25 protein-coding genes are annotated in these 24,034 nt (G+C 61.1%); 11 read left to right on the forward strand and 14 right to left on the reverse strand.

Features of this window, described 5'->3' with window-relative positions; translation table 11 throughout:
- The first annotated feature begins 23 nt into the window (after positions 1-23).
- Positions 24-503 (forward strand): hypothetical protein, encoded by a 480-nt coding sequence (locus P9255_RS11665; protein WP_309767569.1) that lies wholly within the window; start codon positions 24-26, stop codon positions 501-503.
- Here the strand turns inward: P9255_RS11665 and P9255_RS11670 are convergent.
- The 7 genes from P9255_RS11670 to P9255_RS11700 form a co-directional block, all read right to left on the reverse strand.
- Positions 500-805 carry a DUF4148 domain-containing protein gene (locus P9255_RS11670; RefSeq protein WP_309767568.1) on the reverse strand — a complete coding sequence of 102 codons (306 nt, stop codon included), beginning with the start codon at positions 803-805 and terminating at the stop codon, positions 500-502. The two genes, P9255_RS11665 and P9255_RS11670, sit on opposite strands and share 4 nt — an antisense overlap.
- A 77-nt stretch (positions 806-882) precedes the next feature.
- The gene (locus P9255_RS11675; RefSeq protein WP_309767566.1) at positions 883-1,101 is read right to left on the reverse strand and encodes a hypothetical protein; all 219 of its coding nucleotides are present in this window, start codon (positions 1,099-1,101) and stop codon (positions 883-885) included.
- 129 nt (positions 1,102-1,230) lie between these two features.
- Positions 1,231-1,371, reverse strand: a complete 141-nt coding sequence (locus tag P9255_RS11680) for a LysR family transcriptional regulator (RefSeq protein ID WP_309768229.1) — start codon at positions 1,369-1,371, stop codon at positions 1,231-1,233.
- A gap of 85 nt (positions 1,372-1,456) precedes the next feature.
- Entirely contained in the window at positions 1,457-2,293 is an 837-nt protein-coding gene (locus P9255_RS11685; RefSeq protein ID WP_309767565.1) for an alpha/beta hydrolase, read from the reverse strand.
- Between the two features lie 2 nt (positions 2,294-2,295).
- A complete protein-coding gene (locus P9255_RS11690; RefSeq protein WP_309767563.1) occupies positions 2,296-2,472 on the reverse strand; it encodes a hypothetical protein in 177 nt (58 codons plus the stop codon).
- 267 nt (positions 2,473-2,739) lie between these two features.
- On the reverse strand, positions 2,740-3,294 hold the full coding sequence (locus tag P9255_RS11695; protein WP_309789510.1) for a hypothetical protein: 555 nt from the start codon (positions 3,292-3,294) through the stop codon (positions 2,740-2,742).
- A gap of 113 nt (positions 3,295-3,407) precedes the next feature.
- On the reverse strand, positions 3,408-4,163 hold the full coding sequence (locus P9255_RS11700) for a FadR/GntR family transcriptional regulator (RefSeq protein WP_309767559.1): 756 nt from the start codon (positions 4,161-4,163) through the stop codon (positions 3,408-3,410).
- Positions 4,164-4,655: 492 nt separating this feature from the next.
- On the opposite strand from P9255_RS11700, the gene P9255_RS11705 reads away from it, so the two are divergent.
- Positions 4,656-5,069, forward strand: coding sequence for a hypothetical protein (locus tag P9255_RS11705; protein WP_309767558.1), 414 nt, complete (start codon positions 4,656-4,658; stop codon positions 5,067-5,069).
- Positions 5,070-5,097: 28 nt separating this feature from the next.
- On the opposite strand, the gene P9255_RS11710 is transcribed toward P9255_RS11705, so the two are convergent.
- On the reverse strand, positions 5,098-5,346 hold the full coding sequence (locus tag P9255_RS11710; protein ID WP_309767556.1) for a hypothetical protein: 249 nt from the start codon (positions 5,344-5,346) through the stop codon (positions 5,098-5,100).
- Between the two features lie 884 nt (positions 5,347-6,230).
- Between P9255_RS11710 and P9255_RS11715 the strand changes: the two genes are divergently transcribed.
- Genes P9255_RS11715 through P9255_RS11735 form a run of 5 tightly spaced genes read left to right on the forward strand, consistent with a single transcriptional unit; the run spans position 6,231 to position 12,343 of the window.
- Complete coding sequence (locus P9255_RS11715; protein WP_244796055.1) at positions 6,231-6,482, forward strand: acyl carrier protein; 252 nt, start codon at positions 6,231-6,233, stop codon at positions 6,480-6,482.
- Positions 6,479-7,744: an acyl-CoA dehydrogenase family protein gene (locus P9255_RS11720; RefSeq protein ID WP_309767554.1), complete on the forward strand. Its 1,266-nt coding sequence runs from the start codon at positions 6,479-6,481 to the stop codon at positions 7,742-7,744. The genes P9255_RS11715 and P9255_RS11720 overlap by 4 nt, the downstream gene beginning before the upstream one ends.
- A gap of 4 nt (positions 7,745-7,748) precedes the next feature.
- Positions 7,749-8,807, forward strand: coding sequence for an amino acid--[acyl-carrier-protein] ligase (locus P9255_RS11725; RefSeq protein WP_309767552.1), 1,059 nt, complete (start codon positions 7,749-7,751; stop codon positions 8,805-8,807).
- Complete coding sequence (locus P9255_RS11730; RefSeq protein WP_309767551.1) at positions 8,804-9,796, forward strand: DUF1839 family protein; 993 nt, start codon at positions 8,804-8,806, stop codon at positions 9,794-9,796. The genes P9255_RS11725 and P9255_RS11730 overlap by 4 nt, the downstream gene beginning before the upstream one ends.
- A gap of 60 nt (positions 9,797-9,856) precedes the next feature.
- Entirely contained in the window at positions 9,857-12,343 is a 2,487-nt protein-coding gene (locus P9255_RS11735) for a glycosyl hydrolase 2 galactose-binding domain-containing protein (RefSeq protein ID WP_309789511.1), read from the forward strand.
- Between the two features lie 18 nt (positions 12,344-12,361).
- On the opposite strand, the gene P9255_RS11740 is transcribed toward P9255_RS11735, so the two are convergent.
- From P9255_RS11740 to P9255_RS11760, 5 genes are all read right to left on the reverse strand, one after another.
- Positions 12,362-12,754, reverse strand: coding sequence for a tautomerase family protein (locus P9255_RS11740; RefSeq protein ID WP_309767549.1), 393 nt, complete (start codon positions 12,752-12,754; stop codon positions 12,362-12,364).
- A 107-nt stretch (positions 12,755-12,861) separates the two neighbouring features.
- Positions 12,862-14,028: an ABC transporter permease gene (locus P9255_RS11745; protein WP_309767547.1), complete on the reverse strand. Its 1,167-nt coding sequence runs from the start codon at positions 14,026-14,028 to the stop codon at positions 12,862-12,864.
- Between the two features lie 12 nt (positions 14,029-14,040).
- Entirely contained in the window at positions 14,041-15,195 is a 1,155-nt protein-coding gene (locus P9255_RS11750; protein ID WP_309789512.1) for an ABC transporter permease, read from the reverse strand.
- 3 nt (positions 15,196-15,198) lie between these two features.
- Positions 15,199-15,891, reverse strand: coding sequence for an ABC transporter ATP-binding protein (locus P9255_RS11755; RefSeq protein ID WP_309789513.1), 693 nt, complete (start codon positions 15,889-15,891; stop codon positions 15,199-15,201).
- A 1-nt stretch (position 15,892) separates the two neighbouring features.
- Entirely contained in the window at positions 15,893-17,047 is a 1,155-nt protein-coding gene (locus tag P9255_RS11760; protein WP_309767540.1) for an efflux RND transporter periplasmic adaptor subunit, read from the reverse strand.
- Between the two features lie 643 nt (positions 17,048-17,690).
- Between P9255_RS11760 and P9255_RS11765 the strand changes: the two genes are divergently transcribed.
- Both P9255_RS11765 and P9255_RS11770 read left to right on the forward strand, forming a co-directional pair.
- Positions 17,691-18,488 (forward strand): hypothetical protein, encoded by a 798-nt coding sequence (locus P9255_RS11765; RefSeq protein ID WP_309767538.1) that lies wholly within the window; start codon positions 17,691-17,693, stop codon positions 18,486-18,488.
- A 114-nt stretch (positions 18,489-18,602) separates the two neighbouring features.
- A complete protein-coding gene (locus P9255_RS11770; RefSeq protein WP_309767536.1) occupies positions 18,603-20,192 on the forward strand; it encodes a sensor domain-containing diguanylate cyclase in 1,590 nt (529 codons plus the stop codon).
- 457 nt (positions 20,193-20,649) lie between these two features.
- Here the strand turns inward: P9255_RS11770 and P9255_RS11775 are convergent, their stop codons facing one another.
- Positions 20,650-20,772 carry a hypothetical protein gene (locus P9255_RS11775; RefSeq protein WP_309767534.1) on the reverse strand — a complete coding sequence of 41 codons (123 nt, stop codon included), beginning with the start codon at positions 20,770-20,772 and terminating at the stop codon, positions 20,650-20,652.
- A gap of 124 nt (positions 20,773-20,896) precedes the next feature.
- On the opposite strand from P9255_RS11775, the gene P9255_RS11780 reads away from it, so the two are divergent.
- Together P9255_RS11780 and P9255_RS11785 are read left to right on the forward strand one after the other, a co-directional pair.
- On the forward strand, positions 20,897-21,820 hold the full coding sequence (locus tag P9255_RS11780) for an AlkA N-terminal domain-containing protein (RefSeq protein ID WP_309767532.1): 924 nt from the start codon (positions 20,897-20,899) through the stop codon (positions 21,818-21,820).
- Positions 21,821-21,969: 149 nt separating this feature from the next.
- Positions 21,970-23,979 carry an MFS transporter gene (locus P9255_RS11785; protein ID WP_309767530.1) on the forward strand — a complete coding sequence of 670 codons (2,010 nt, stop codon included), beginning with the start codon at positions 21,970-21,972 and terminating at the stop codon, positions 23,977-23,979.
- Positions 23,980-24,034 lie beyond the last annotated feature (55 nt).

Consider the following 24,034-nt stretch of genomic DNA (forward strand, 5'->3'; position numbering starts at 1 on the left):
GCGAATGGCGAGAAGGCGGTCCTTTGATCCCACTGGAATTTGCTCGCCATTCCGACGGCGAAATCGCGAGTCTGGTCGTGCTCCCGTCGGGTCCGGTCTCGCCAACCTACTGGGCGCCGCTCGCTCTCGAATCGCTCGATGCCGCGCGCGAAGCCTTGCGTAAGCGCGAAGACGTGCGCATCAACGAGGCCCAGTGGATCGGCAGCATTCCGCAGCCGGCGGGCATCGACTATCCGCAATCGCACGCGTTTGCTGCATGGCTTGCGCGTAATGGCGCGGATGCCGTGGTCTGGACCGCGCTGCCTCCGAAATCCCACGATTGCAACGGCCGCATGCCAAGCGTCGATGAGGCGATCACGTACTTCAATTCATTGAATGAGGATGACCGCAGCCGCGCGGAAACGTATATTCGTCAGACGCCGCCGGTTGTTCGTACGCCCTTTCGCGAGCGCTTCGAGAGTGTGTTCGGATGGACGCCGAGTAATCCGCGCGATTCGCTTTAGCGTGAATTTCCGCTCGCCTCCGGTGCGGCGCACGTATCGACTCCTTCCAGCCCGCGCGCGCGTTTGACCGCTTCCAGACGCGCCTGCGCCGCCTGCAGGTTGCGCGGATAGTAGAAGTCCTCTTGCCACGGCTGATAACCCACGCTCTCCAGTTCGCGCAGTTCGCATAACTGGTGCGCGCGCGTCGCCGACGCTTGCGACGACGATCCAGCGGTCGACTGGCAAGCGCCTAAATGCAGCGCCACCAAGAGTACGAGCGCGACCTTGCCGCGCGGCATGTTGCGATGAACCCGATCAGGCATTGCGAATGCTCCTTCTTTGTCGGCTTGATGTCCGGCAAACCGTCCTTAACGTACACCGCTTCGGTTAGCAACTCAGGCTATAAATTAAAGTTGTAGGTGAGGTAACGATCATGGTCATTAACTGCGCCCATTGCGGCAAACTTTATTTCGTGGATAGCGAGGACAGGGAGCTTAAGGCGTGCCCGGTATGCGGCGCGGAAGACGCCGAGCAATTGGCGACGACCATCGTCTTTGCGCAGGCAAAGAGCGATACGCCGCCACTTGTCGCTCAAAGACAGGACGTTCATCGAACGCATTCGAGGTCCTAGAGCGCCGCTGTCGCTGAAGCGATGCATCCTACGAAATTCCAGCCCGTTTCGAACATTGAATCTGTCACTACGCATGTTCTGGCGAACAATGCGCGCGCTCGTGCCATGCGACGGTCTTTAGGAAGGAGCCACGCTCTCGTGCTGGCGCGTCGGCTTGTCGCTCACGGCGGGCTGATTGCGAGAAAGACGCTGGGCGGCTGACGTGACATGGCGCTCGTCGAGCAGCGCATCCAGCGTGCGTAAGGAATTGAGGCCGATGTTCTGGCTTTATTTCAGCAATGCGTTGCCGTTGGCAATGCTTTCTCGCGAGAACGTCATGCCGACGTTCCCGCGAGCTAATGCGTCAGGACTGCACGAACGCAAGTAAATCCGCATTAAGGACATCGGCATTAATCGTCAACATGCCGTGCGAGAACCCCGGATAGGTTTTAAGCGTTCCATTCTTAAGCAGCTTGATGGACTTCAGCGCCGCATCGGCGATCGGCACGATCTGATCGTCTTCGCCGTGCAGGACGAGCGTCGGCACGCTTATCGATTGAAGATCTTCGGTCTGGTCCGTTTCCGAGAAGGCCTTGATGCCGTCGTAATGCGCCTTCGCGCTGCCCATCATGCCCTGTCGCCACCAGTTCTGGATAACGCCCTGATGCACGGTTGCGCCGGAACGATTGAAGCCATAGAACGGCCCGGCCGGAACATCGACGAAGAATTGAGCGCGATTGTCGGCAAGCGCCTTGCGGAAACCGTCGAACACTTCGATGGGCAGCCCTTCCGGGTTCGCCTCGGTCTTGAGCATTAGCGGAGGCACGGCGCTGACGAGCACTGCCTTGGCGACGCGGCCGGCCGGCTCGCCGTGTCTTGCCACATAGCGCGCTACCTCGCCGCCGCCCGTCGAATGGCCGATGTGCACCGCGTTGCGCAGATCGAGCGCTTCAGCGACAGCAAAGGCATCGGCTGCGTAGTGATCCATGTCGTGACCGTCGGAGACTTGCGACGAACGTCCGTGGCCGCGCCGGTCATGCGCGATCACGCGATACCCTTTTTGCACGAAGAAGAGCATCTGTGCGTCCCAATCGTCGGCGGATAGCGGCCAGCCATGATGGAACACGATCGGTTGCGCGTCCTTGGGACCCCAGTCCTTATAGAAGATTTCGACGTTGTCTTGCGTTGTAACGTACGGCATGGTCATTTCTCCTTTTTCGACGTTATGAAGCAATAGCGGACATCATCATCCGGCGTGATTGTTACAAACGCCACCGTGGCGGCGAACGACATCAACGGGAAACTGCGGGAAGCGACGAGAAGGATACGGGCGTCATAAATCCGGCGGAAGAGCGCCAGATGGAACGTATTGTTGCGCACGGAATGCTAACTGAGTTTCCGGCTGTTGTGCGAGAGCGTGGCCGCTATTCGTTTGTGATCGCCTGATGCGCCCTCTAAGCCTAAGCGCACGGGTGTGGGTTGGATGCGTGGCTCTAGCCGGGCGCGCTACTCGTTCAATCTTTGGGATTTATTTTCAGGCTTGAGTCGAACGGCGCGAGCCAGTGCGTCCATGCCGTTCGACAAAACTCGCTTATGAGAACGCCGGCTTATCGATTCACGGAGCTTTGCAGATGAAACCTGTCGGGTTTAGTCACCGCTGCCGCTCTCGTTGACGAGATGCGCAATCTCATCGACTTCGATGCTCCGTCCGAACCGACTCTTCATGCCATGTCCCCATGCATGCACGTGCGCGCCTGGCTCGAGATAGTCGGACAATGCATCCGCTGCATGCGGCGGCATCCGCAACGACGTGCCGTCGTCGAGCAAGGCGCCACGCAGTTCACCTTTGGGGCCGTACAACCGAAGCAGCACTTCGCCGGTAGCTTCCATCGGCCGCAATTCGACTGCGGCCTTGCGATGCCTGGCGTCGTGGTCCGGGCCTTCGTCGATGATTGCGCGCCCATCCTTCGTGGTGACCGCGACGGCCGCGATCATATCGACGCCGCGGGGCTTCAACCCGCGCACTCGGACGGTATCGCCCGTCGCGACATACCGCGCAATCTGCTTCGACAGATGAGGGGGAAAGTGGACTTGCCTCGACTGACCAAGGACGAACCCATCGAGTTCGCCATGAGGGTTCAGCAGAAATCGCGTAACCGTTCCACGCGTTTCCGGAAGGCTGTCGGGATCGATCCAGTGCATTCGAGATTTCTCCATCGCTAAAGTAAAAGGCGGGCCGGGCGCACCCGGCGTTTTGAATGCGGCACGCGATCCCGATAGCAAACACCTCGCCTTACGGATGGACAACCGTTGCGCTAACTTCCGTCCGAAACATTCGGCGATGCCTCCTGGGCACGCCGCAGCCGCTCCCGGCTGTTCGACAAATGCATCCGCATTGCCGCGCGCGCCGCTTCGGCGTCCCGGCGTTCGATGGCATCGTAAATGTCCTCGTGCTCGCGATTGACGCGATCGAGGTAACTGCCCGGATCGTGATGCGCGAGCGCGGCCGAATTGACTCGCGTGCGCGGAATGATCGTGTTTCCCAGTTGACTCAGGATGCTATGGAAGTAGCGATTGCCCGTCGCTTTCGCCAGTTCCAGATGGAATGCGACGTCCGCCGCCACCGCGTTGCCCGTGCCTTCCGCGATGTGCCGCTCGAACTCGTCGAGCGCGCGGCGCATATGCACGAGGTTGTCGTCGGTGCGGCGCATCGCGGCCAGACCCGCCGCCTCGGCTTCGAGACTGATGCGCAATTCGAGGATCGCCATGACGTCGCGCACGGTCAGGTCGCCGGCCGCTTCGATCTGGAACCGGTCATGATCCCCCGCTTCGAGCACGAAAGTGCCGATGCCATGACGCGTCTGCACGAGCCGCGCCGCCTGCAACCGCGAGATGGACTCGCGTACCACCGTGCGGCTCACGCCGAGCTGCGCCATGATTTCGGACTCGGTGGGCAGCTTGTCGCCGGGCTGCAGCGCGCCACTACGGATGCGCTCCGACAGTTCGGCGACGACTTCCTCCGTGAGGTTGCGGGAACGGCGCAGCGCGCCGGTTGCGGGTGGCTGTGACATGGAAGAACCGAATTTTGAATGCTGATGGCCCATTATAGGGCGCGAGAGAGCTTGTACGACGACTATCGGCGGTGCGCGCGCCGGAATCGACCTCTCATTTTTTCGGTCGCCTTCGGGTTAGACCGGATAAGTGCATTCAAGGAACAATTCGTTGAAACGCAGCGCGGTGCAGCGTACAGTTCATGTACCGCGTGAAGTGACGGCGTTGCCTGCCTCGGATAGCAGGTCGGCGTTCGCCTGCTCCTGGCGCGCAACCGCACGTACGCATCTGTTCGATCGACAACCATCGCGCACGGGCGAGTTTAGAAAGCTCGGCAGCCAACTCGTCCTGTTCGATGCAATGCCGGCCACGCGCCGCGTCAGACGGAACGAGTCGAAGCACGGCAATACGGAACACAGCAACGATTTGCAAGCAAGCGGCCACTTCGACTCAGTTAGCGCGAACGCGCTGACAGTGCGATCGTTTCAACGCCGGCCGCCAGGAGACGAGCAATGATGCGAGAAGTATCCGGGGCGTTCTGCGGCTCCCGCAAACTGGATGAAGCACTCGAGGATCTGCAGGCAGAAGGCATTGCGAGCGACCGGATCCGCGTGGCGCGCATGAGCGGATTCGCCGACGTCCAGATGTCGATCGCGCTGAGCGCGAGTTCGCCGACGCAGTGGATCATCGCCGAGCACATCGGGCAAGCTGACCCCTACGACGCGCCGTACGACATCGCACCGTCGGACGACGACATTCTTCCCGCCTTCGGACATAACGACACACGCGATCTCGATGCCGAAGGCTTCGGTAGCATCACGCGAGTCGTCGTCACGATCCGCGATGAAGCCGAGATGCGTGCAGTATGCGATATCTTTTCGCGCCTCGGCACCGACGACCTCGACGCGGAAAGCGCGGCGGCCTAGCTCGTCGCATTCGACCGAAGAACGGCACTCACTGCGGACTCGGTTCGACCGGCTTGGCCTTCTTCTTATGCTTGAAGTGAGAGCCGCCTTTGCGGGTGCTTCCGGCCGTGGATGCGTTGTCGCCCCCGACGGTGGGTCCGGCAGTCGCGGCGCCGTGGGCGTTGCCGCCGCCGGAGCCACCGTTTCCGTTGCCACCGCCTTGAGCTAGTGCGACGCCCGACGCGAGCGTTGCGCCCGCCGCCAGAACAGCCATCAACGTCAGTCTGGTTTGTCTCATGTCCTTCCTCGGTGGTGACGATAGTCGGTGCCGCAGAAAAATGGCATTTTGCACGCCACATGCGGCATGCAGCGCGCGATCCGCTCCCTTTCACTCAGCAGATTTCATGCGCGTCGCTTGCGCACGTCGCAGCGCATCGGGTCTACCGCGCGCTTCGCCCGGTCGAAGTAGTTTCGCTTTCTTCGCGCGTCTCATCCAGCGGGCCGCACCGCAACGATGTCGCGCGAATTGCAAACCTTGTCGGCCAGCTTGACGAGCTTTGCCTAGTCGGTGATGTGCGCCGCATCACCCGCTTCGTTCGCGAGCACGTTTATTCGATCGTGCGTTGTACGCCGTACAGAACTCCAGGAGCAGGCGAGGCAACGGTCGATGCGCGGAGCGGCTGGTTTAGCGGAATCCATCAGCGACGTCTGGCCCGCTAGCCAATCGCTCGTCACCGCAGTAAAGAACGGCCAATAACGGCGCCAGCACCAGCCTGTTGTCATTAATTCTTATCGGTTAGATATTTCATTAAGCTTGCAAGCGAGAATAAAACTTACTGCTCTGAATAAATTCACCAGGTAAAACCAACGCCTGAAAATGGAGCTGAACGGCTAACGTAATCTCGCACTCATCGCCGCGACATCCATCAAGCCCGAAGCCGCGCGCATGGAGGCCGACCGTGCGCCATCGCACGGACGCACACCCTCTTGAATTCGTTAAATACGATAAAACTACCTCGACGGTGCGTGCGAGGGCTCTTAGAACCGAACAACGCTTCGAGCAATCACCACCATCTGTACGTCCCGGCCTAAATAACCTTAATGGGCCTTTGAAACGTAGACCCGTTTCAGACCCGATTGGCCAAATGCGCTTTGGCCAAGTACAAGGGAAACCAGACACAAATGAAAACTGAATTGCGCCGCATCCTTTCCGAGTCCGCACGCCTCGACGTGCCCATCGATACGCTTTCCGATAGCGACGATCTCTACGCCGCCGGTCTCTCATCGCTTGCCACGGTCCACGTGATGCTCGCAATCGAAGATGAATTCGGCGTCGAGATTCCCGATCACATGCTGACGCGCAGGCTCTTCTCCAGCGTCGATTCGCTCGCTGCGGCCGTCGAAGAACTGCGTCGTTCACAGGCGGACGCATGAACGCCGCCACGCAGCAACTGGAAGCGTCGCAACTTGCAAGTGTCGATATAAGCGCTGCGCCGCGCAGCGAAGCCGAACTGCTCGAAGCCGGGCATCGCGTCGCGGCCATTGCAGCGAAGCACGCCGATGCGGTCGACAAGGAAGCGCGCTTTCCAGCGGAGGCAATCGCGGCCATGCGCGCCGAGCGGCTCTTCTCCGCGATGGTGCCCGTGGTTTATGGCGGCGATGGTCTTTCGCTTGCAGGCGTCGCCCGCTTATGCGAGACGCTTGCCAAAGGCTGCGCTTCCGCCGCGATGATCTACGCGATGCATCAAAGCCAGGTCGTGTGCATTGTCGATCATGGCGTCGATGTACCGTGGCAACGCGACTTCCTGGCTCGCATGGTCAGCGAGCAGTTGCTGCTCGCATCCGCGACCTCGGAGGAGACTATTGGCGGCAACATGCGGACGAGCGCATGCGCGGTCGATCTCGTCGATGACGCCTTCACCATCGAAAAGCTCGCGACGACCATCTCTTACGGCAACTTCGCGGACGGCATTCTCGTCACCGCGCGCCGTCATCCGGAAGCACCGGCGTCGGACCAAGTGTTGATCGTCGCTCCGCGCGAGACGTTGCTGCTCGAGCAACGCGGCACGTGGGATACGCTCGGCATGCGTGGCACGTGCAGCGAAGGACATCGGCTCGTCGCCAAGGGCGCTGCAGAACAGATCCTGCCGGTGCCGTTCTCGAAGATCGCCGATGAAAGCATGCTGCCCATCTCGCATACGCTGTGGTCATCGGTATGGATCGGCATTGCATCCGATGCGTTGCATCGCGCGCATCAGTTCTTTCGCAATCAGTCACGCGGCAAGCCGGGCGCATTGCCGCCATCCGCATCGCGGCTTTCTCAAGCGGTCACGACTGTGCGCATGATGCAGGCGCGCTTGCGTGAATCGCTTCTCGCGGTCGAAGCGTCGCAAAGCGAACGCGCGACGCGTCACGCCAATCACACGGAGGACTTCGATGCGCCGCTGACGGCATCGATCGGCCTTGCGGCCGATCTGAACATGCTGAAGCTCGCGATCTCGCAATCCGCTGTGAGCGTGGTTCAGGAAGCACTGATGATTTGCGGCATGGCGGGCTATAAAAACGATACGCCGTTTAGCGTGGGACGGCATCTGCGCGACCTGCATTCCGCGCCGCTCATGATCAGCAACGATCGCATCGAATTGAATACGGCGAACCTGCTGCTTGCGCAGCGCGCCGCAACCGGGGACCTATAACGATATGAACATGCCGAACGAACAAGCCGCAATCATGGCTGACGCAGAATCACAAGCGACGCAGGCAACTTACGACCAATCGGATCTTACTTTGCGCGATCGCCTCATCGAAGCGGGCATTCTCATCGATACGGGCGAAGACGGACTCTATGGCCGCAGTGCGATTTTCGAAGACATCGTCGAGCGCCTCAATCAGGCCATTACCCTGCTTGGCGCGGACCAGCACGCCGAAGTGCTGCGCTTTCCGCCGGCCATGCGCCGGCGCGACTTCGAAGACAGTGAGTACCTCAAGAGCTTCCCCAACCTGGCCGGCACGATTCATTCGTTTGCGGGCAATGACCGCGGACATCATCGGCTGCTGGAGGCACTCGACAAGATCGTGCATATCGGCGAGGAAGAAGAACGTTCGGATGAATGGATGGACCAGCAAAAGCCGACGCGCCTCGTACTGACGCCCGCCGCGTGCTATCCGATCTATCCGCTCGTCGCCAAGCGCGGAAATCTGGCTAAGGACGGCGCCACTTTCGACGCGTTCTCTTATTGTTTCCGTCACGAGCCTTCCATCGATCCGGGTCGCATGCAGATGTTCCGCATGCGCGAATATATTCGCGTCGGCAGCCCTGAACAAGTCATGGCATTCAGACAGAAGTGGATCGAGCGCGGATCGCTGCTCGTGCGCCTGCTGCAATTGCCATTCGAAATTGACCTCGCGAACGACCCGTTTTTTGGCCGGGGCGGCAAGATCGTGGCGGATAGCCAGCGCGCGCAACAACTCAAGTTCGAGTTGCTCGTGCCGGTCGCTACACCCGACCGTCCGACGGCTTGCCTCTCGTTCAACTATCACATGGAGCACTTTGGCGAGCTGTGGAATATCCGCCAGGCCGACGATAACGTCGCGCATACCGCATGCGTCGGCTTCGGCATGGAGCGTACGACGCTCGCGCTGTTCCGTCATCATGGCCTCGACGTGAAGGCATGGCCTGCACCTGTGCGTGAATTGCTGTGGGGCAATGGCGAACCGATCATCGCCGATAGCCTCGCCAACCTGGGCAAAGACGCATGAACGCGCGCTCGCCCGCGGAAGCGCTGAATGGCACAGACGACGAAGCAAGCCGCCATGCACTGCATCGCGGCGAGCGTGTCTGGCTCGAAACGAATTGCTATGTTGACTTGTGGATCGAGCTTCTGCATCACCTTGATTGCGATCCCCATGCGGCGCTAGGCTTTACCGTAACGCAGGCTTTCGAGGGCGATCAGTTCACGTTTCCGAAGTTCTCACTGGACGACATCGGCAGGCTCTATGGGCTGCAGGCCCAGGAGCTTGCCATTTATGACACGCTTCAGGCACACGTCTGCGAGCAGACAAGGCGCGGTCATGTAGTCGTCGCAGAGGTCGATGCCTTCTATTTGCCCGATACGCGCGCAACCGCATACCGTCAGACGCACTCCAAGACGACGATTGCGATCGACACGATCGACGCTTCAGCGAAGCGCATCACCTACTTCCATAATGCCGGCTACTTCGCGCTTTGCGGTGAAGACTACGACGGCGTGTTTCGCCTGAGGCCGGATCTCGTCGGCGACGCGCATGCGCTGTTTCCATACGTGGAGTTCGTCAAGCGAGCACGCGCGCCACTCGAAGGCGATGCGCTCGTGCAACGCTCTGTCGAGTTGCTGAAGCTGCGTCTGGCGGATCGCCCCTCGGCGAATCCGATCTCGCAATGGCGCGCAGAGTTTCCAGAACATTTGCGCGCATTGCTGGAACGCGACGTCGCTTATTACCACCTGTACACGTTCAACGTAATGCGTCAGCTCGGGTCGAACTTCGAACTGTTGTCGAAGTATCTGATCTGGTTGAACGCAAACGGCGTCGATGTGCCAACGGACATCCAGACGAGCGCGCAAGCCATTGCCAGCGAAGCGATGGTCATGCAATTCCGCCTCGCGCGGGCACGCATGCGCTCGCGCTCCGATGCTTGCACCGATTGCTTCGACTCGCTCGAATCGTCTTATGACAAGGTAATCGAGCCGCTTGCTCTGCGCTTTCTCTAAAGCCTTAGCCGCGCTAGCGTGGCTAACGCACGCTAAAGAAATCAAATATAAGGAAAGCTCATGTATGCCTCGCCGCTTGTGCCGCGCCGCCTGGACGCCGGCTGGCAATGCGCAAGCACGCCTGCCGGCGCCTGCCCGACGCCCGACGCGCTCGATGCTCATACACAGTGGCTCGACGCACCTGTGCCTGGCACCGTGGCCTGTGCGCATCGCGCTGCAGGAGTCAATGGCGACGCACTCGCGCAGCCTTATGCACTGTCGGACCATTGGTATCGCATCACGCTCAACGTGACGGGCAAGCGACGCTTGCGCTTCAACGGGCTGGTGACGATAGCGGAAATATGGATCGACGGCCGCAAGCTGCTCGAATCAGACTCGATGTTCTTGGCACATGACCTTGACGTCGACTTCGCGGGCGAGACGACGCTTTATCTCTGCTTCCGATCCATCGCGCCCGCGCTTGCAGCCAAACGCGGACGCGCACGCTGGCGTCCGAAGCTCGCGCAGCCGGCGACCTTGCGCAATGTACGCACGACGCTCCTCGGGCATATGCCCGGATGGTGCCCCGCGATTCAGCCTGCGGGACCGTGGCGCGCGGTCGAGGTTATCGGCGAGTCGGATGCATCGATCGATCGCGTGCAGATGACTTCGAGCGTCGATGGCCGCGATGGTCTGCTCGATGTGACGGTGCGCTTCTATCACGCACAAGCGCCTCAAGATATGCAACTGGAGTGCGGCGATGCCTCAGCGCAGCTTCACTGGCTCGACGCACACACCGTGACTGGAAGAGTCCGCGTAGTGCAGGCACGCTTGTGGTGGCCGCATACGCATGGCGAGCCGGCGCGCTATTCAGTAAAGATCGCAGGAGGGCTGCAAAGAGTCATTTCGCTTGGCGATATCGCCTTCCGTACGATCGATGTCGATCGCGGACCGGATGGCGCGGGCTTCCAGCTCGTCTTGAACGGCACGCCCGTTTTCGCTCGCGGAGCATGCTGGACTTCCGCCGATATCGTCGCGCTGGACGCGCCGCGCGAAAAACTGAAAGCGCTTTTCAAAGCGTGCCGTCAAGCGGGTTTGAACATTATCCGTGTGAGTGGCACAACGCTCTATGAATCCGATACGTTCTACGAGCTCGCCGACGAATACGGCATCCTGGTGTGGCAAGACTTTGCGTTCGCGAACTTCGACTATCCGACCGACGAAGCATTCGAACAAAGCGTGCAACGGGAAGCGGAGCAATTTCTTGCGCGCACGCGGCGCTTCGCATCGCTTGCGGTATTGTGTGGCGGAAGCGAAGTGCATCAGCAGGCCGCCATGCTCGGCCTGCCCTTCGACGCATATCAACAGCGGCTATTCACCGAGCTCTTGCCCTCGATCATCGCAAGCATGCGGCCCGATGTGCCTTATGTCGTCAATTCACCGAGCGCAGCGCCCGGCGACAAGCTATCCATGCCCTTCGGAACACGCGGCGGCGTCACTCACTACTACGGCGTAGGCGCCTATCAACGCCCTTTGGACGATGCACGCCGCGCACGAGTCCGCTTCGCATCCGAATGCCTCGCATTCGCCAATGTTCCCGACGACGTCGCTTTGCGCGCAACACCCAATGCATCGCGGCCCCATGAGCCGCGCTGGAAAATCGGCGTGCCGCGCGACCCCGGCGCGGCTTGGGATTTCGATGACGTGCGCGAACACTACCTGCGCTCGCTCTACGGCGTTGACGTCGCGCGATTGCGATACGAAGATCCGGAGCGTTATCTGACGCTTTCGCGGGCCGTCGTGGCCGATGTCATGGGCGCTGTGTTTTCAGAATGGCGGCGCAAGGAGTTGACATGCGCGGGTGGCATCGTGTGGAATCTGCTCGATCTTCGGCCCGGTGCCGGCTGGGGTGTGATCGACGTATCCGGCGTTCCGAAGAGTGCGTTGCATGGCCTGGCTCGCGTGCTCCAGCCCGTGCAAGTGCTGATTACCGATGAAGGTCTCGACGGTATCGACGTACATCTCGTGAATGAAACCGCGCATGACATTCGCGCGCGGGTCGACTTGACCTGCTTGCGCGATGGCTCGATCAAGGTCGCAGGCGGCTCCTGCGACATCGTTATGAAGGCGCGTAGCGTCGAAAAAATCAATTCGGGCTCGCTGATCGGCGCGTTCTTCGACACGGCTTACGCCTACCGTTTCGGTCCCCGGGGCCACGATACGACTTATGTGCGTCTGATCGATGCAGACACGGGCGCGGTACTGTCAGAGGCTTTTCATCTTCCCGATATGTCCGTGAGCGAACGCCGCGACGTCGGCCTGAGCGTCACCCTCGACAAAGGCGATGACGGATGGGCGCTTCACGTCACCGCAACGAGCTTCGCGCGATGGGTGCATGTGGTTGACCCTGACTATCGTGCAGAGGTTGACTGGTTTCATCTGGCGCCTGACAGCACGCGAAGAATCCCGCTCATTCCTCGCAACGGCACTGTCACCAGGGCGCCGGAAGGCGATGTGTTCGCGATCAACGGCACGCGCGGCGCGTCTTATCGCGCGCGCGACGCTTAGCGAACTCAGCGAAGCCCGTCAAGCTTCCGAATCCACATACGATGCGAGCCCGCGTCCGAATGACCAGTCCTCGCGCCGATTAGGCGCAAGCACGATCAGCACGTCTTCGGGCCGCAAGCCGGGCGATACGGACAGGCGCGTGGCAAGCGTCTTGTAGAAAGCTTTCTTGGTGGGAAGGTTGCGCCAATCGCTTGCGGTAATGTGGATGAAGACGAGGTCATCGCTTCGCTCGACGCCCAAATAATTCGCGTCGTAAATGAAGTCGTCACGGTCGCGCTGTTCTATGAGTTGGAAGCGGTCGTCCACCGGAACCTGGAACGCTTCGACCAGCGCCTCATGAACCTGATTCGAGATCGCGCGGATGTGCTCCCGCGACTTTCCTTTGATCAGCGAGATTCTAACGAGCGGCATGAATATTCCCCAAGCGGTCTGAGAGCGCGATGAAAGCTACTCTACTGCTCGCCATCAAGTTCGAATATTCAATAATTCAGTACCGATACTTGCGCCGAATCGAACGATCAACGTGCCCGCAGCGCATCGACGATACTCATGCGCGAGGCCCTCAGCGCAGGCAGGAATCCGCCGACGAAACCCATCAGGAGCGAGAACACGACCGTGCGAATCACAACCGACGGCGTGAGAATGAAGCGGAAGGACAAGTCAGCGAAGGTCTGGAAATTCGTCGTGGAAAACGAGGCGAACTGCATCAATGCGGCACAGCACAGGCCCGCCATGCCGCCTACGAGTCCGAGCAAAAGTGCTTCCAGCAGGAAAGCAAGCAGCACGTCGATTCGTTTGAAGCCCAACGCGCGCAAGGTGCCGATTTCCCCGACGCGGTTAGCAACCGACGCGTACATCGTGATCATCGCGCCGATCATGGCAGCTATCGAGAAGATGATGGATAACGTGAAGCCAAGAATATTGATGAAGGTCGAGAGCGCCCTGGACTGATCGCCGTAAAAGACTTGCTCGCGTTTCGCTTCGTCTGCGAGGCGCGGGTCCACGTCGATATCGCTCCTGAAGCGTTCGAAGGCATCGCTGCGCGCGAGGCGCACGATCATCGACGAGTACGTGGTTCGGCGAAACGACTGCATCAATTGATCGGCATCGCCCCAGATTTCCGAGTCGAAACCGCTGCCGGCCGCATCGAAATGGCCGACGACAGTCCAGTCACGCTGCGCGAAGCGCAAATGCTCGCCGATGCGCGTGCCGCCAAAGCCCCTGGCAATGCTGCTGCCCACGATGATTTCCGACGAACCGTGCGTGAACATGCGCCCCGCCGTGAGCTTCACTTGCGGGCGCAACTCGACGCCCATCGCAGACACGCCGCGAATGACGACATTGGCCGGCGTATTCGTGCCGAGCTTGGTCAGCGAGATAAGAACTACGGTCTCTTTCGATGCGAGCGGCTCTCCATTTCGATTCAAAGCGACCGACGGATGCATTTCCATCACATTGGCTTGCGCGCGATCGATCGCGCTTTGAATCTCCGTCTCCGCGCCCTTGCGAATGACGACGACGTTGTCGCGCTCGCCCGTCGAAACGAGTGTCTTTTTGAGGCCCGCGTCGAGCATCAGCACCGTTGCAAAGACGAATACCACGAGCGCAAGGCCGCTTGCGGTCAGCAGTGTCGTGAGGCGGCGCGCCCATAGATTGCGGGCGACATAGGAAACCGGAATGGCCATGGCCGTCTGCTCCTAACCGATGGCGCGCAAGCCTTCGACGATGCGCACACGGCTTGCCTGAAAAGCCGGTACGACCGCCGCCGCCAGCGCAACGGCCAGCGCGCAGACCGCCTGCAAGAACATCGTCTCGTGCGATACCCTGAATACCGGAAACACGCCGCCCGTTGCATGCTGAAAAACGACGGCAGCGGGCGGAGTCAGCAACATGCCTATACCGCCGCCAATGGCGCAAATCGCAAGCGACTCACCGAAGACGAGCACCGAAAGAAACGTCGGTCCCAAGCCGAGCGCCTTGAGCGTTGCATATTCGACGGTGCGCTCGCGCGCGCTCATTGCCATGGCATTGGCCATCACGGCCATGATGATCAGGATCACCACGTATGACACGACACGTATCGCCGCAATGATCTGATTCGACATCGCGACGAAGCCGAGTTGAAACGCCTGCTCCGTTTCGGTCAAGGTCTCAGCGAGTGAGTTCTTGAACACGCTGTCGATGTTGCGTGAGACGGCCGCAGCATGGTCCGAATTATCGATGCCGACAACGTACACGCCGACCTGATCCACGTTGCGCTTCGTCGTCTTGCGAATGGTTTCGTTCAGGTACTCCCAGTGGAACACGAGCTGCCGCGTGATGGTGGATTCCTCGCGCCCTTCCATGATGCCGCGCACGACGAAGTCCCACGTGCCCGGATAGATGGTGCCCTTTAGCGGGATCACGTCACCGACCTTGAAGCCGTATTGCGTGGCGAGTTGGCGCCCGATAAGACAGCCTTTTCTGTCGCGCTGATAATCGGCACGCGCTTGCGGCGAAATAATGAACTCGGGGTAAAGATCCAGATAATTGTCCGACACTGCAAACTGCGCGAAGAAATTCTTGGGGTCGCGATAGACGCCGCCGAACCAGTTGGAGCGCGCAACCATCGTGACGCCATCGACGCCGCGTATGCGGTTCTCATACGCAAGCGGCAAAGGAAAAACGAGCGAAATGGCATTGCGCGTGACGAGCCGCGCATTCGATGCCGCCGCCGCGCCTGCATACCACGCATCGACGACCGTGTGCAGCAGGCCATAAGCCAGCACGGCGATGGTGAGTCCCAGCACGGTCAATGCGGTGCGCAGCTTGTGGCGTGTCGCGTTGCGCAGAATCAGCTTGAGGACGTACATGGCTTAGCGCGCCTTGTCATCGATCAATTCGCCTTTCTCCAGATGCACGAGCGCTTTGGCGGCGTTGGCAGCATGCGCATCGTGCGTGACCATGATGATGGTCTTGCCAAGGCGCTCGTTCAAACGCTGCATCATCGCGAGCACTTCGCTGGCGGAAGTGCGATCGAGGTCGCCGGTCGGCTCGTCCGCGACGATCAGCTTCGGATCGGTGATCAACGCGCGTGCAATCGCGACGCGCTGCTGTTGCCCGCCCGATAGCTCCGATGGATAGTGACTCGTGCGCTCGCTCATATTGACCATGTCGAGCACCATCGCGACACGCTCGCGACGTTCGGCTCGCGAGAGCCTTGTCAGCATCAGCGGAAGCTCGACGTTCTCAAACGCGGTCAACACCGGCATGAGGTTATAGAACTGAAAAATAAAGCCCACGTGCGATGCGCGCCAGTCCGCAAGCGCGGCTTCCGGCAAGCGTGTAATGTCGAGCCCGCCGACCCGCAACTCGCCGCTATCGGGTCTGTCGATGCCTGCAGTGAGATTGAGCAGCGTACTCTTGCCGGAACCCGACGGCCCCATCAAGGCAACGAAATCGCCTTCGGCAATGGACAGTGTGATGTCGGTCAATACCGGCACCGTCTGCACGCCACGCCGATACGACTTCGCGACGTGGCTGATCTGAACGAGGGGCGCCGTGCTCACGCTATTTCTTCGCCACGGTGATGCTGGCGCCGTCCTTGAGCTTGTCACCGGGCGCAAGCACGAGCGTGTCACCTGGCTTGACACCGGATACGGCAAGCAGGTCGCCAATGCGCTCACCCGTTGTCACAGGCACTTCGCGCGCCTTGTCGTTATCGACGCGATACACCACGTTCTTGCCGCCGCGCATGACGACAGCCGCAGGCTGCACCGCGACCACTGCCTTCTTTTCTTCGGGCGGCACGGGTTTCGACAGAAACGCGATCTTCGCGCTCATATCAGGCAGCACGCGTTCATCCCGATCGACGAAACGCACTTTCACGAGCACCGTGGCCTTGGAGCGATCGACTGTCGGCACGATGCGCGACACGCGGCCTGCAAAGCGGGTATCGGGCAATGCATCGAGTTGCACCTCGCATGGCTGATCGACCTTGATGCGTGCAATATTCGATTCGGCCACGTCCGCCTCGACTTCGAGCGTCTTCATGTCGGCGATGGTGACGACTGCGCCCTTGCTATCCGATGCCGACGAAAACGGCGTGATGTTATCGCCGACATTGGCGTGCTTCTCGAGCACGACGCCATCGAACGGAGCGCGAATCACGGTCTGATCGACGGCGACTTGTGCGGCGCGCGCGTTGGCTTGCGCGGAAAGAATCGCAGCCTGGTCGCTATTGATGGATGCTTTGGCCTTGTCATAGCGGGCGCGGTCGGCATCGTATTGCGACGCCGATATCGCGCCGTGCGGTGCAAGCACCAGCGAGCGCTTGAGATTGGCTGCCGCATTCTCGAGTTCAGCGCGCTGCAACTGCAGGTTGGCTTGCGCGACCTTGACCTGCGCCTGTGCCTGTGCGAGCGACGCCGCCACATCGGCGCTTTCCAGCCGCGCGATGATCTGCCCTTCCTTCACCACCGTCCCTTCGAGCACGCCGAGCCATTCGACACGGCCCTGCGCCTTCGACGCCACCGCCGCCTTGCGCTGCGGCACGACATAGCCGGTCGCATTCAAGAGCGTATAAGTCTGCGATGGATACACCGACGTGACGGTGGCGGTCTCCACCGCTTGCGGCCCGGCAAGCCGGACGCCGACGCCGATCAGCACAGCAATGATGGCCGCGATGGCCGCATAGCGAATCCAGTTGCGCCTGCGACGCGGCATGACAGATGCGGCCGCGGGTCCGCGGTCGATCCTGAGTTTCTCTAAGTCGTGTTCAGCCAATTTTTGGGATATACCGAGCCGTTTTCGTTGCTTTGCGCAGCGGTTCGGCAGTGTTGCGTTCAGGGACGCTCAGTATAGCGCCGCGCCTTGTGTTGCTTTCGGCTTCCTTGCTGCGACCGTCGAACGCTGCGCGCCTGTTTCAGGTCGATTGCCCCGAACGCGGCGAACGCCCGGATGCGCGCTGTCATCCGATGGCGTCTTGAATACAACATGCTTGGATGTCCGCATTGGGCGCCTCGTGCGCGGGACGCACAGCGATGCTGGGTGATTTTCGTGCGCTGCTGACGATGTTTGCCGATGAGGTTTCGCAGGCGTGAACAAAAAGCGGACGAACGTCACTTGGGGAGCTGGCGTACCGCTGCCTTCGGTTCCATCGAAAATGAATGCACATACCGGCTTGTGAACAAAAATCTTACGGCGAGCCGAACCGCCCCGCGCTCACGCATCGCACCAGCATTTCGCGGCGGAACAATCAGCTTTATTTTAAGATAGCCGCTTTCAGGACTCGGCGATGCGTGCCAGGGGTAGTTTCGTGTTATTTCGGAAACCAGGTCGAAACGCTGCGATAAGAGCCGTTGGCGCCGTGCTGTGCTTGTCGGCGACGGTCTACGCGCAGCAGGCGCACTGCACGGCATCCGCGCCCGCGGCGACTGCGGCGACGGCTGCGAGCGCGTCAACGAACAGCATTCTTGCCGTGACGTCGCTGCCGCCGCACTTTAGCGGCGACGATCCCGAGCACGTGCGAGACGCATTGGCTGCCGCGACGTCATCGAGCAAGAAGCCGGGAGCAAACCCGACGATCACGGGCCGCGTGCGCAGCTTTCTGGCGCGCCCGTTTCATCGCACGTCGAGCGCTTCCGTCCCAAGCAAGGATGAGCGATCGCAAGCCGAGCGGACTTTTGCATTCGTGATACCAGCGTCGTACGGCGTGCGTTTTGAATCCAGAAAAAAGCTTCTGTCGGTCAACGTATCGCTTGCGGCGCCCGAGCAACCCGATCTAATTCTGCTCAAGCGCAAAGTCGAAGGCCAGAGCGGACGGAAGCTCGTCATTGCACCGGAAGCGAAGGCGAAGGGCTTCATTCAGACCATCGACACGATTCAGCTGGACACCGACGACCGCGCCAAAACGAGCGTGCGTGGAAGCGCGCTGCTTCCTGGCTTCGATCCGTCGCATGGCAGCGGCGATTTCGCGATCGTGCTCGTCTGTTCGCTGGAACCGCCTTACCTGTCCGACCGCTCCGAGCACAGCGATCCCACCGATGAGGAGCCCACCGACATCACGCGGAGGACATCGACGTTGCACGGACGTATCGACGCCGTGTGGCTCATCGACAGAAACACCGGCACGATCGTCACGAGGCGGTTACGTCTCGTCAAGTAGACGCGAGCGACGCGCTGGTGCGACGCGAAAACCCCTTGATTCAGGCTGTTTTCAATCATTCACGAGGTGGCGCCATAGGTCGAGGAACGACAAGCTCGCGTCATGGAGAGACGAATGCCCCGTAGTTTCAGAGCCGTGCGCAAGACCGGTCGCATCGTCGGTTTGCGCTTGTTTCGGCGCAACAACAGTGCGTGGCTGCGCGTCGCTGACGTGTTCTCGCGCTTCCCGCTGCTGGCGGGCATCATCGGCACGGCAATGGCCCTGTCGATGGGCGTGCTTTCATTCGCCGCGCTATGGCAAGGGCGCGCGCAGGCCCTGCAGAACGCGCACGAGGCATCGGCGAATGTCGTCGCCACGCTCAGCGCGGACATTGCACGCAACGTGGAATCGAGCGACCTGTCGTTACGCACGATCGTAAGCAGCATCGAGAATCCGGAGGTCGCGAAGATGGCGCCCGCGCTGCGCCCGCTCGTGCTGTTCGACGGCGCGACGGCCGCGAGTTATATCGGCGGCGCATTCGTCATGAACGCCCAGGGGCGAATCACGGATGCGCGGGACGCATCCGACCGCGCTAACCTTTGGTTCAGCGATCGCGGCTATTTCAAGGCGCACGAGCAAAACGCTAATGTGGGACTGTATATTTCGGGGCCCTACGAATCGCGCTTGCGCGACGGCAAGCCATCGCTCGCGTTGAGCCGGCGCATCAACGCGCCCGACGGCTCCTTCGCGGGTGTCGCTGTCATCGCGCTGAACACGAGCTACTTCGATCTCTTGCTATCGCGCGTGAACGTCGGCCGTGCAGGATCGGTATTCATCGTGCAACGCGACGGTGTGATGCTCGCACGCAAACCTCCCTTGCAAGGCGATGGCGCGGGCAATGCGCGAAACGTCTCCGTTTCCCCGACATTCGTCGCCATGAAGGATCAGCCCTCGGGCTCGTACATCGCCACGTCCGCGCTCGATGGCGTTCGCCGCCTCTACACCTTCGTGCGCGTGCCGGGCACGAACCTGATCGCCGCAGTCGCGCCCGCGGAGGACGACGTGCTCGAAGGCTGGCGGCATCGGAGCACCATCATCGGCGGACTCACGTTGATGTTCGGCGGCGGGTTCATCGCCATCTCCTGGCTGCTGGCGATTTCGCTGCGATCGCGCGCCACAGCGCTCGAGAAGCTCCAGCGGCTGGCGGGCACCGACGCACTGACTGGCCTGAGCAACCGGCGGGCACTCGATCGCCGTCTCGGCGAAGAGTGGCGCCGTGCGCGTCGTGCCGACCAACCGCTGTCCGCCCTCTTCGTCGACGTAGATTACTTCAAGCTCTATAACGATACCTACGGCCACGCAATGGGCGACGATGCCCTCGTTGCGGTGGCGGATTGCATTCAGCATGCAGTGAAACGCCCCGGCGATATCGTCGCCCGCTATGGCGGTGAGGAATTCGTGATCGTGCTGCCCGGCGCAACGGCGGCCAGTGCGGTGATGTTCGCCGATCGCCTGCGCAAGAAGGTCGAGTCGCTCGCCATCTCCAACAGCGGTTCGCCGAAGGGCTTCCTCACGGTCAGCATCGGCGCCGCGACGGCGATGCCGCGTCAGGGCAGTGACGCGCTCAAGTTGCTCAACAGTGCCGACGCCGCGCTTTATCGGGCGAAACGGGCGGGCCGGAACCAGGCGATCCACGAAGACAGTCTTGCGGACGGCGGCGTGTAGCGTAGCGCGATGGCATGCCGTATGGCATGTGCTTTCGCATTCTGCATTCGACGGAGGTATGAGACGGCAGTGTCTGCCGTGCCTGATGCAATGGTCGTGAGTCACGCTCGATGCATCGACGATACATTGACGAGACTCGTGCGCTTGATCGGCGTGCCGCGGTCTGGACGGACGAGGCACGCGCCGCGCTGATGATCGAAAGCACGTAGAGGCTATGATGTCAGCGCATTTCGCCGCTCCACGCGGGGAACCGTCGTCGCCATCCACAAAAACGCAGCGCTGTTGGTGCCGAACTCGACGGTACCCGCGCGGCCAGTGAAGTGCATAGCGCCATACGCGAACATGTGGAGTTGATCGCGGCGCTCGAGACGCGCGGTGGCCCGCGCATGGCTGCGCTTCTGCGTCGGCATCTGCCGGGGCACGCGTGGTGCAAAGCAGGCCTGGCGTGCGGTTGTGGTCACGTAGTCGCATGAGCAACCGATGCCATGCTTTCGTGCTGGGTATGGCTCGTGACCGGGGCAATGACCGCAAGCGCAGCCGTAATGACCATTGCGACGATGCTGATAGTGATGGCGTTCATGTTGACCTCCGTTTCGATGAAGCCATTCTCGTCGCACAAAGTTAGCGGCGAATGAGCGCATCCGTCGGAAAGCAGCGTGCGCCGCTGCAGAAGCAATATCGGCATTCATCATTCGGCATACAAGATGCAATCGACGCACGTGAGCAGCACCGCAATCATCGAACTACCGTTCAAGCGCCCGTTCGACTGGGCGCGCCTTCTCGCGTTCATCGGCGGCAGGGCGTCGGCCGGTGTCGAATCGGTGGAAGACGGCGTTTATCGTCGGGCGATCGAATGGCGCGGCGCCGACGGCGTCATCGAAGTGACACCGCACGGACGCAAGCATCGCCTGATCGCGTCCGTGCACGGCGATGCGCGCCGCCACGCCGATGAACTCGCTGCCCCGCTCTCCCGCATGTTCGACGTGGACGTCGATCCTCACGAGATCGCGCATTGCCTCTCGCGCGATCCGTTGCTTGCACCGCTCGTCGAAGCGGCGCCGGGACTGCGTGTGCCGGGGGCGTGGTCCGGCTTCGAGCTCGTGGTGCGGACGATCGTCGGGCAGCAGGTGAGCGTGAAGGGCGCATCGACGATCATGGGCCGCATCGTCCAGCGCGCGGGCCGGCGCATCGACGGTCATCCGCACGAAGGCACAGCGTGGCGCTTTCCGACGCCGCGCGAGCTCGCCGATGCGGACCTCGACAAGATCGGCATGCCTGGCAAGCGCGTCGAAACCGTGCAACGCTTCGCGCGCGCGGTCGCGACAGGCGCACTGCCGATCGATACGCCCGGCGCCAACCGGGAAGACCTGAAGCGCGAGTTGCTCGCGATGCCCGGCATCGGTCCGTGGACGGTCGGCTATGTCGCGATGCGCGCCCTGCGCGATCCCGACGCGTGGCCCGATGCCGATCTCGTACTGATGCAGGCGATTGCGCGGCGCGAGCCCGCGCTTGCCAGGCCGGCGCAGCAACGTGCGTACACCGAACGCTGGCGTCCGTGGCGCGCTTATGCGGCGATGCACCTGTGGAACGGTGCCGCCCTGAATACGGGACGCTTGCGAGGCGGTTGAATCCTGCATGCGGTCTGTTGCATTCAGGATGCCGGGCAATCGAAAATAGCCTAATCTCGATATGACCGAGCGACGCGGATGCCACGGCGCAGCCGAGCATCACGCCTGGCAGCAAGAAACATGGCAGTACGAGGAGCAGGGAGTCGCACATGGACGCTGCATCCCGAGGTACGGAGGGCGGACGCGGTGAACGCGCCGCGTCAGCAGTGGATGCCGCGATTGCATGCAATGTGCCAATTGCGCCGCGCGTGCAGAAGATCGTCGTCGCGATTCATGGCATCGGCAATCAGTTGCATAGCGATACCGTACGCTCGGTCGCCAGCCAGTTCGGTTCGCGTTACGACCCGCCGCTGCCCGTCATGCCGCTCGGCTATTTCGACATCGCGGGCGTCGGCGAAGTCGATGTGCGTCAGCTCGACCTGCCCGAGGGTGGCCCCTATACCGCCGAGCAACGCGCCTTCTATTCGACGCTCGGTTTCGCCGAAGTCTATTGGGCGGATATCCCGCGCGAAGTGGTCAAGCAGGACGACACGCTCGAGGAAAGCAAGGCGTGGGGACTGTCCATCGTGAGCCGCGCGCAGGCCGCCTATATGCTGAATGTGAGCGAGCGCAAGCTGGAACCGGCCGACTTCTCGCTTGCGGCTGGCGTCGTCGAGGAAATCGTCGAAACGGTCGCCGTGATGCAAAGCCTGCTCGCCGTGACGGAGAAGGCCGGCATCTTCAAGTTCGATCTGGCGCCGGTCCTGCGCGATTATGTCGGCGACGTCCAGCTCGTCGCGGATTTCAAGCAGCATCGCGACACGATCGTCTTTCGCTTCCATCGGGTGATGAAACGGCTAGTCGATCTGGTCACGACGCGTTGCAACTGTGCGCCGGAGGTTTATCTGATCGCACATAGCGAAGGCACAGTCATCAGTTTCCTCGGCATTCTGCATGCACTTTCACAGTCTTGCGTGCAGGACCCGAGGGACAAGAAGCAGGTCATCAGCACTGATTGGGTGAAATGCCTGCGAGGCTTCATGACCATCGGTTCGCCCATCGACAAGCATGTTCTGTTGTGGCCGGACCTATGGCGGAACATGGCGCTCACAACGCGGGAAACAGATGGTGCGATCGAGTTACCGGATCGAACTGGCGGCGTCTTGCGGCTCGGTTCGCGTATCAAGTGGCGCAACTATTACGACTTCGGAGACCCCGTCGGCTTCGCGCTCGACACGACGCGCGCTTACCTGGATGCTGCAGGCTGCAAGGCGTTCGAATTCGAAGACAGGCACGACTACGGATTCGCCCGTTACTGGCTGCCCGGCAAGGCGCATACCGAGTACTGGACCGATGCGGGCGTCTTCAACCACTTCATCGAAGACGTCATGCTCGGCGAGTCCGACGCGGTCCCTCCACGCAACCGCCGCGCGCGCGGCTTCGTCAGCACGGCGATTCCCTATCTGCTGAGCTTCGCGCTGCATCTCGCGGCCGTGTTCTTCGTATACAAAGCCGTGACCGCATCATCGGACGCCGACAGTTCGGGCAGCGAAGCCGCATTCATCCATCTCACGCGCTCGGTCTTTGCGCTCGCATGTCTGTTGATGGGAACGACCGTCGCGGCGCGCATTCCTCGACTCGTGAAGGCACGCGGCGCGACCCGCACCGATGCGTGGCTGCGCTGGCGCGTCGCTGCGCTCGTGGCCTTCGGAGTCGGCGCACTCCTCTTCTGGCTCGTGTTGCGGCCGGACGTCGCCGAGTTTCTCGCGGGACCCTTCGGGGATATCGTGCACGATCGCATGCAGGATTCAATCGTCGGTAAGCTCGTGTTCGTCGCGGCCGGGATTTGCGTCGCACTGTCTGGCTGGTTCGCGCCGCGAAGGCCACGCTGGGGACGACGTGTGATCGTCGGCATGGGTGCGCTGATGACGGTGCTGATCGTCGGCGTTCGGCTCTGGGGCGATCTCGAAGACACGGCGTTATGGCCTGTCGTGCTGGGCGGCCTCCTTTTTCTCTATGCGTGGTGGCTGGCAATTCTGATCTTCGATCTCGCATTTGTCTGGCATCGCTACGTGCGCAATTCCGTTGCGCTCGATACCCTGCGCGCCTGGCGGCTGCAAGGGCGCGACGCGCAGCCCCGCCCGATCGTACGAATGAATCGGCAACGGAAAGCGCGCTGAATCGAACGCTGCATGTTGAATGATGAATGCTGAATGCTGAAGCGATCCGCTAGTT

This window comes from Caballeronia sp. LZ019 (assembly GCF_031450825.1).
In the GTDB taxonomy this organism is placed as follows: Bacteria; Pseudomonadota; Gammaproteobacteria; order Burkholderiales; family Burkholderiaceae; genus Caballeronia.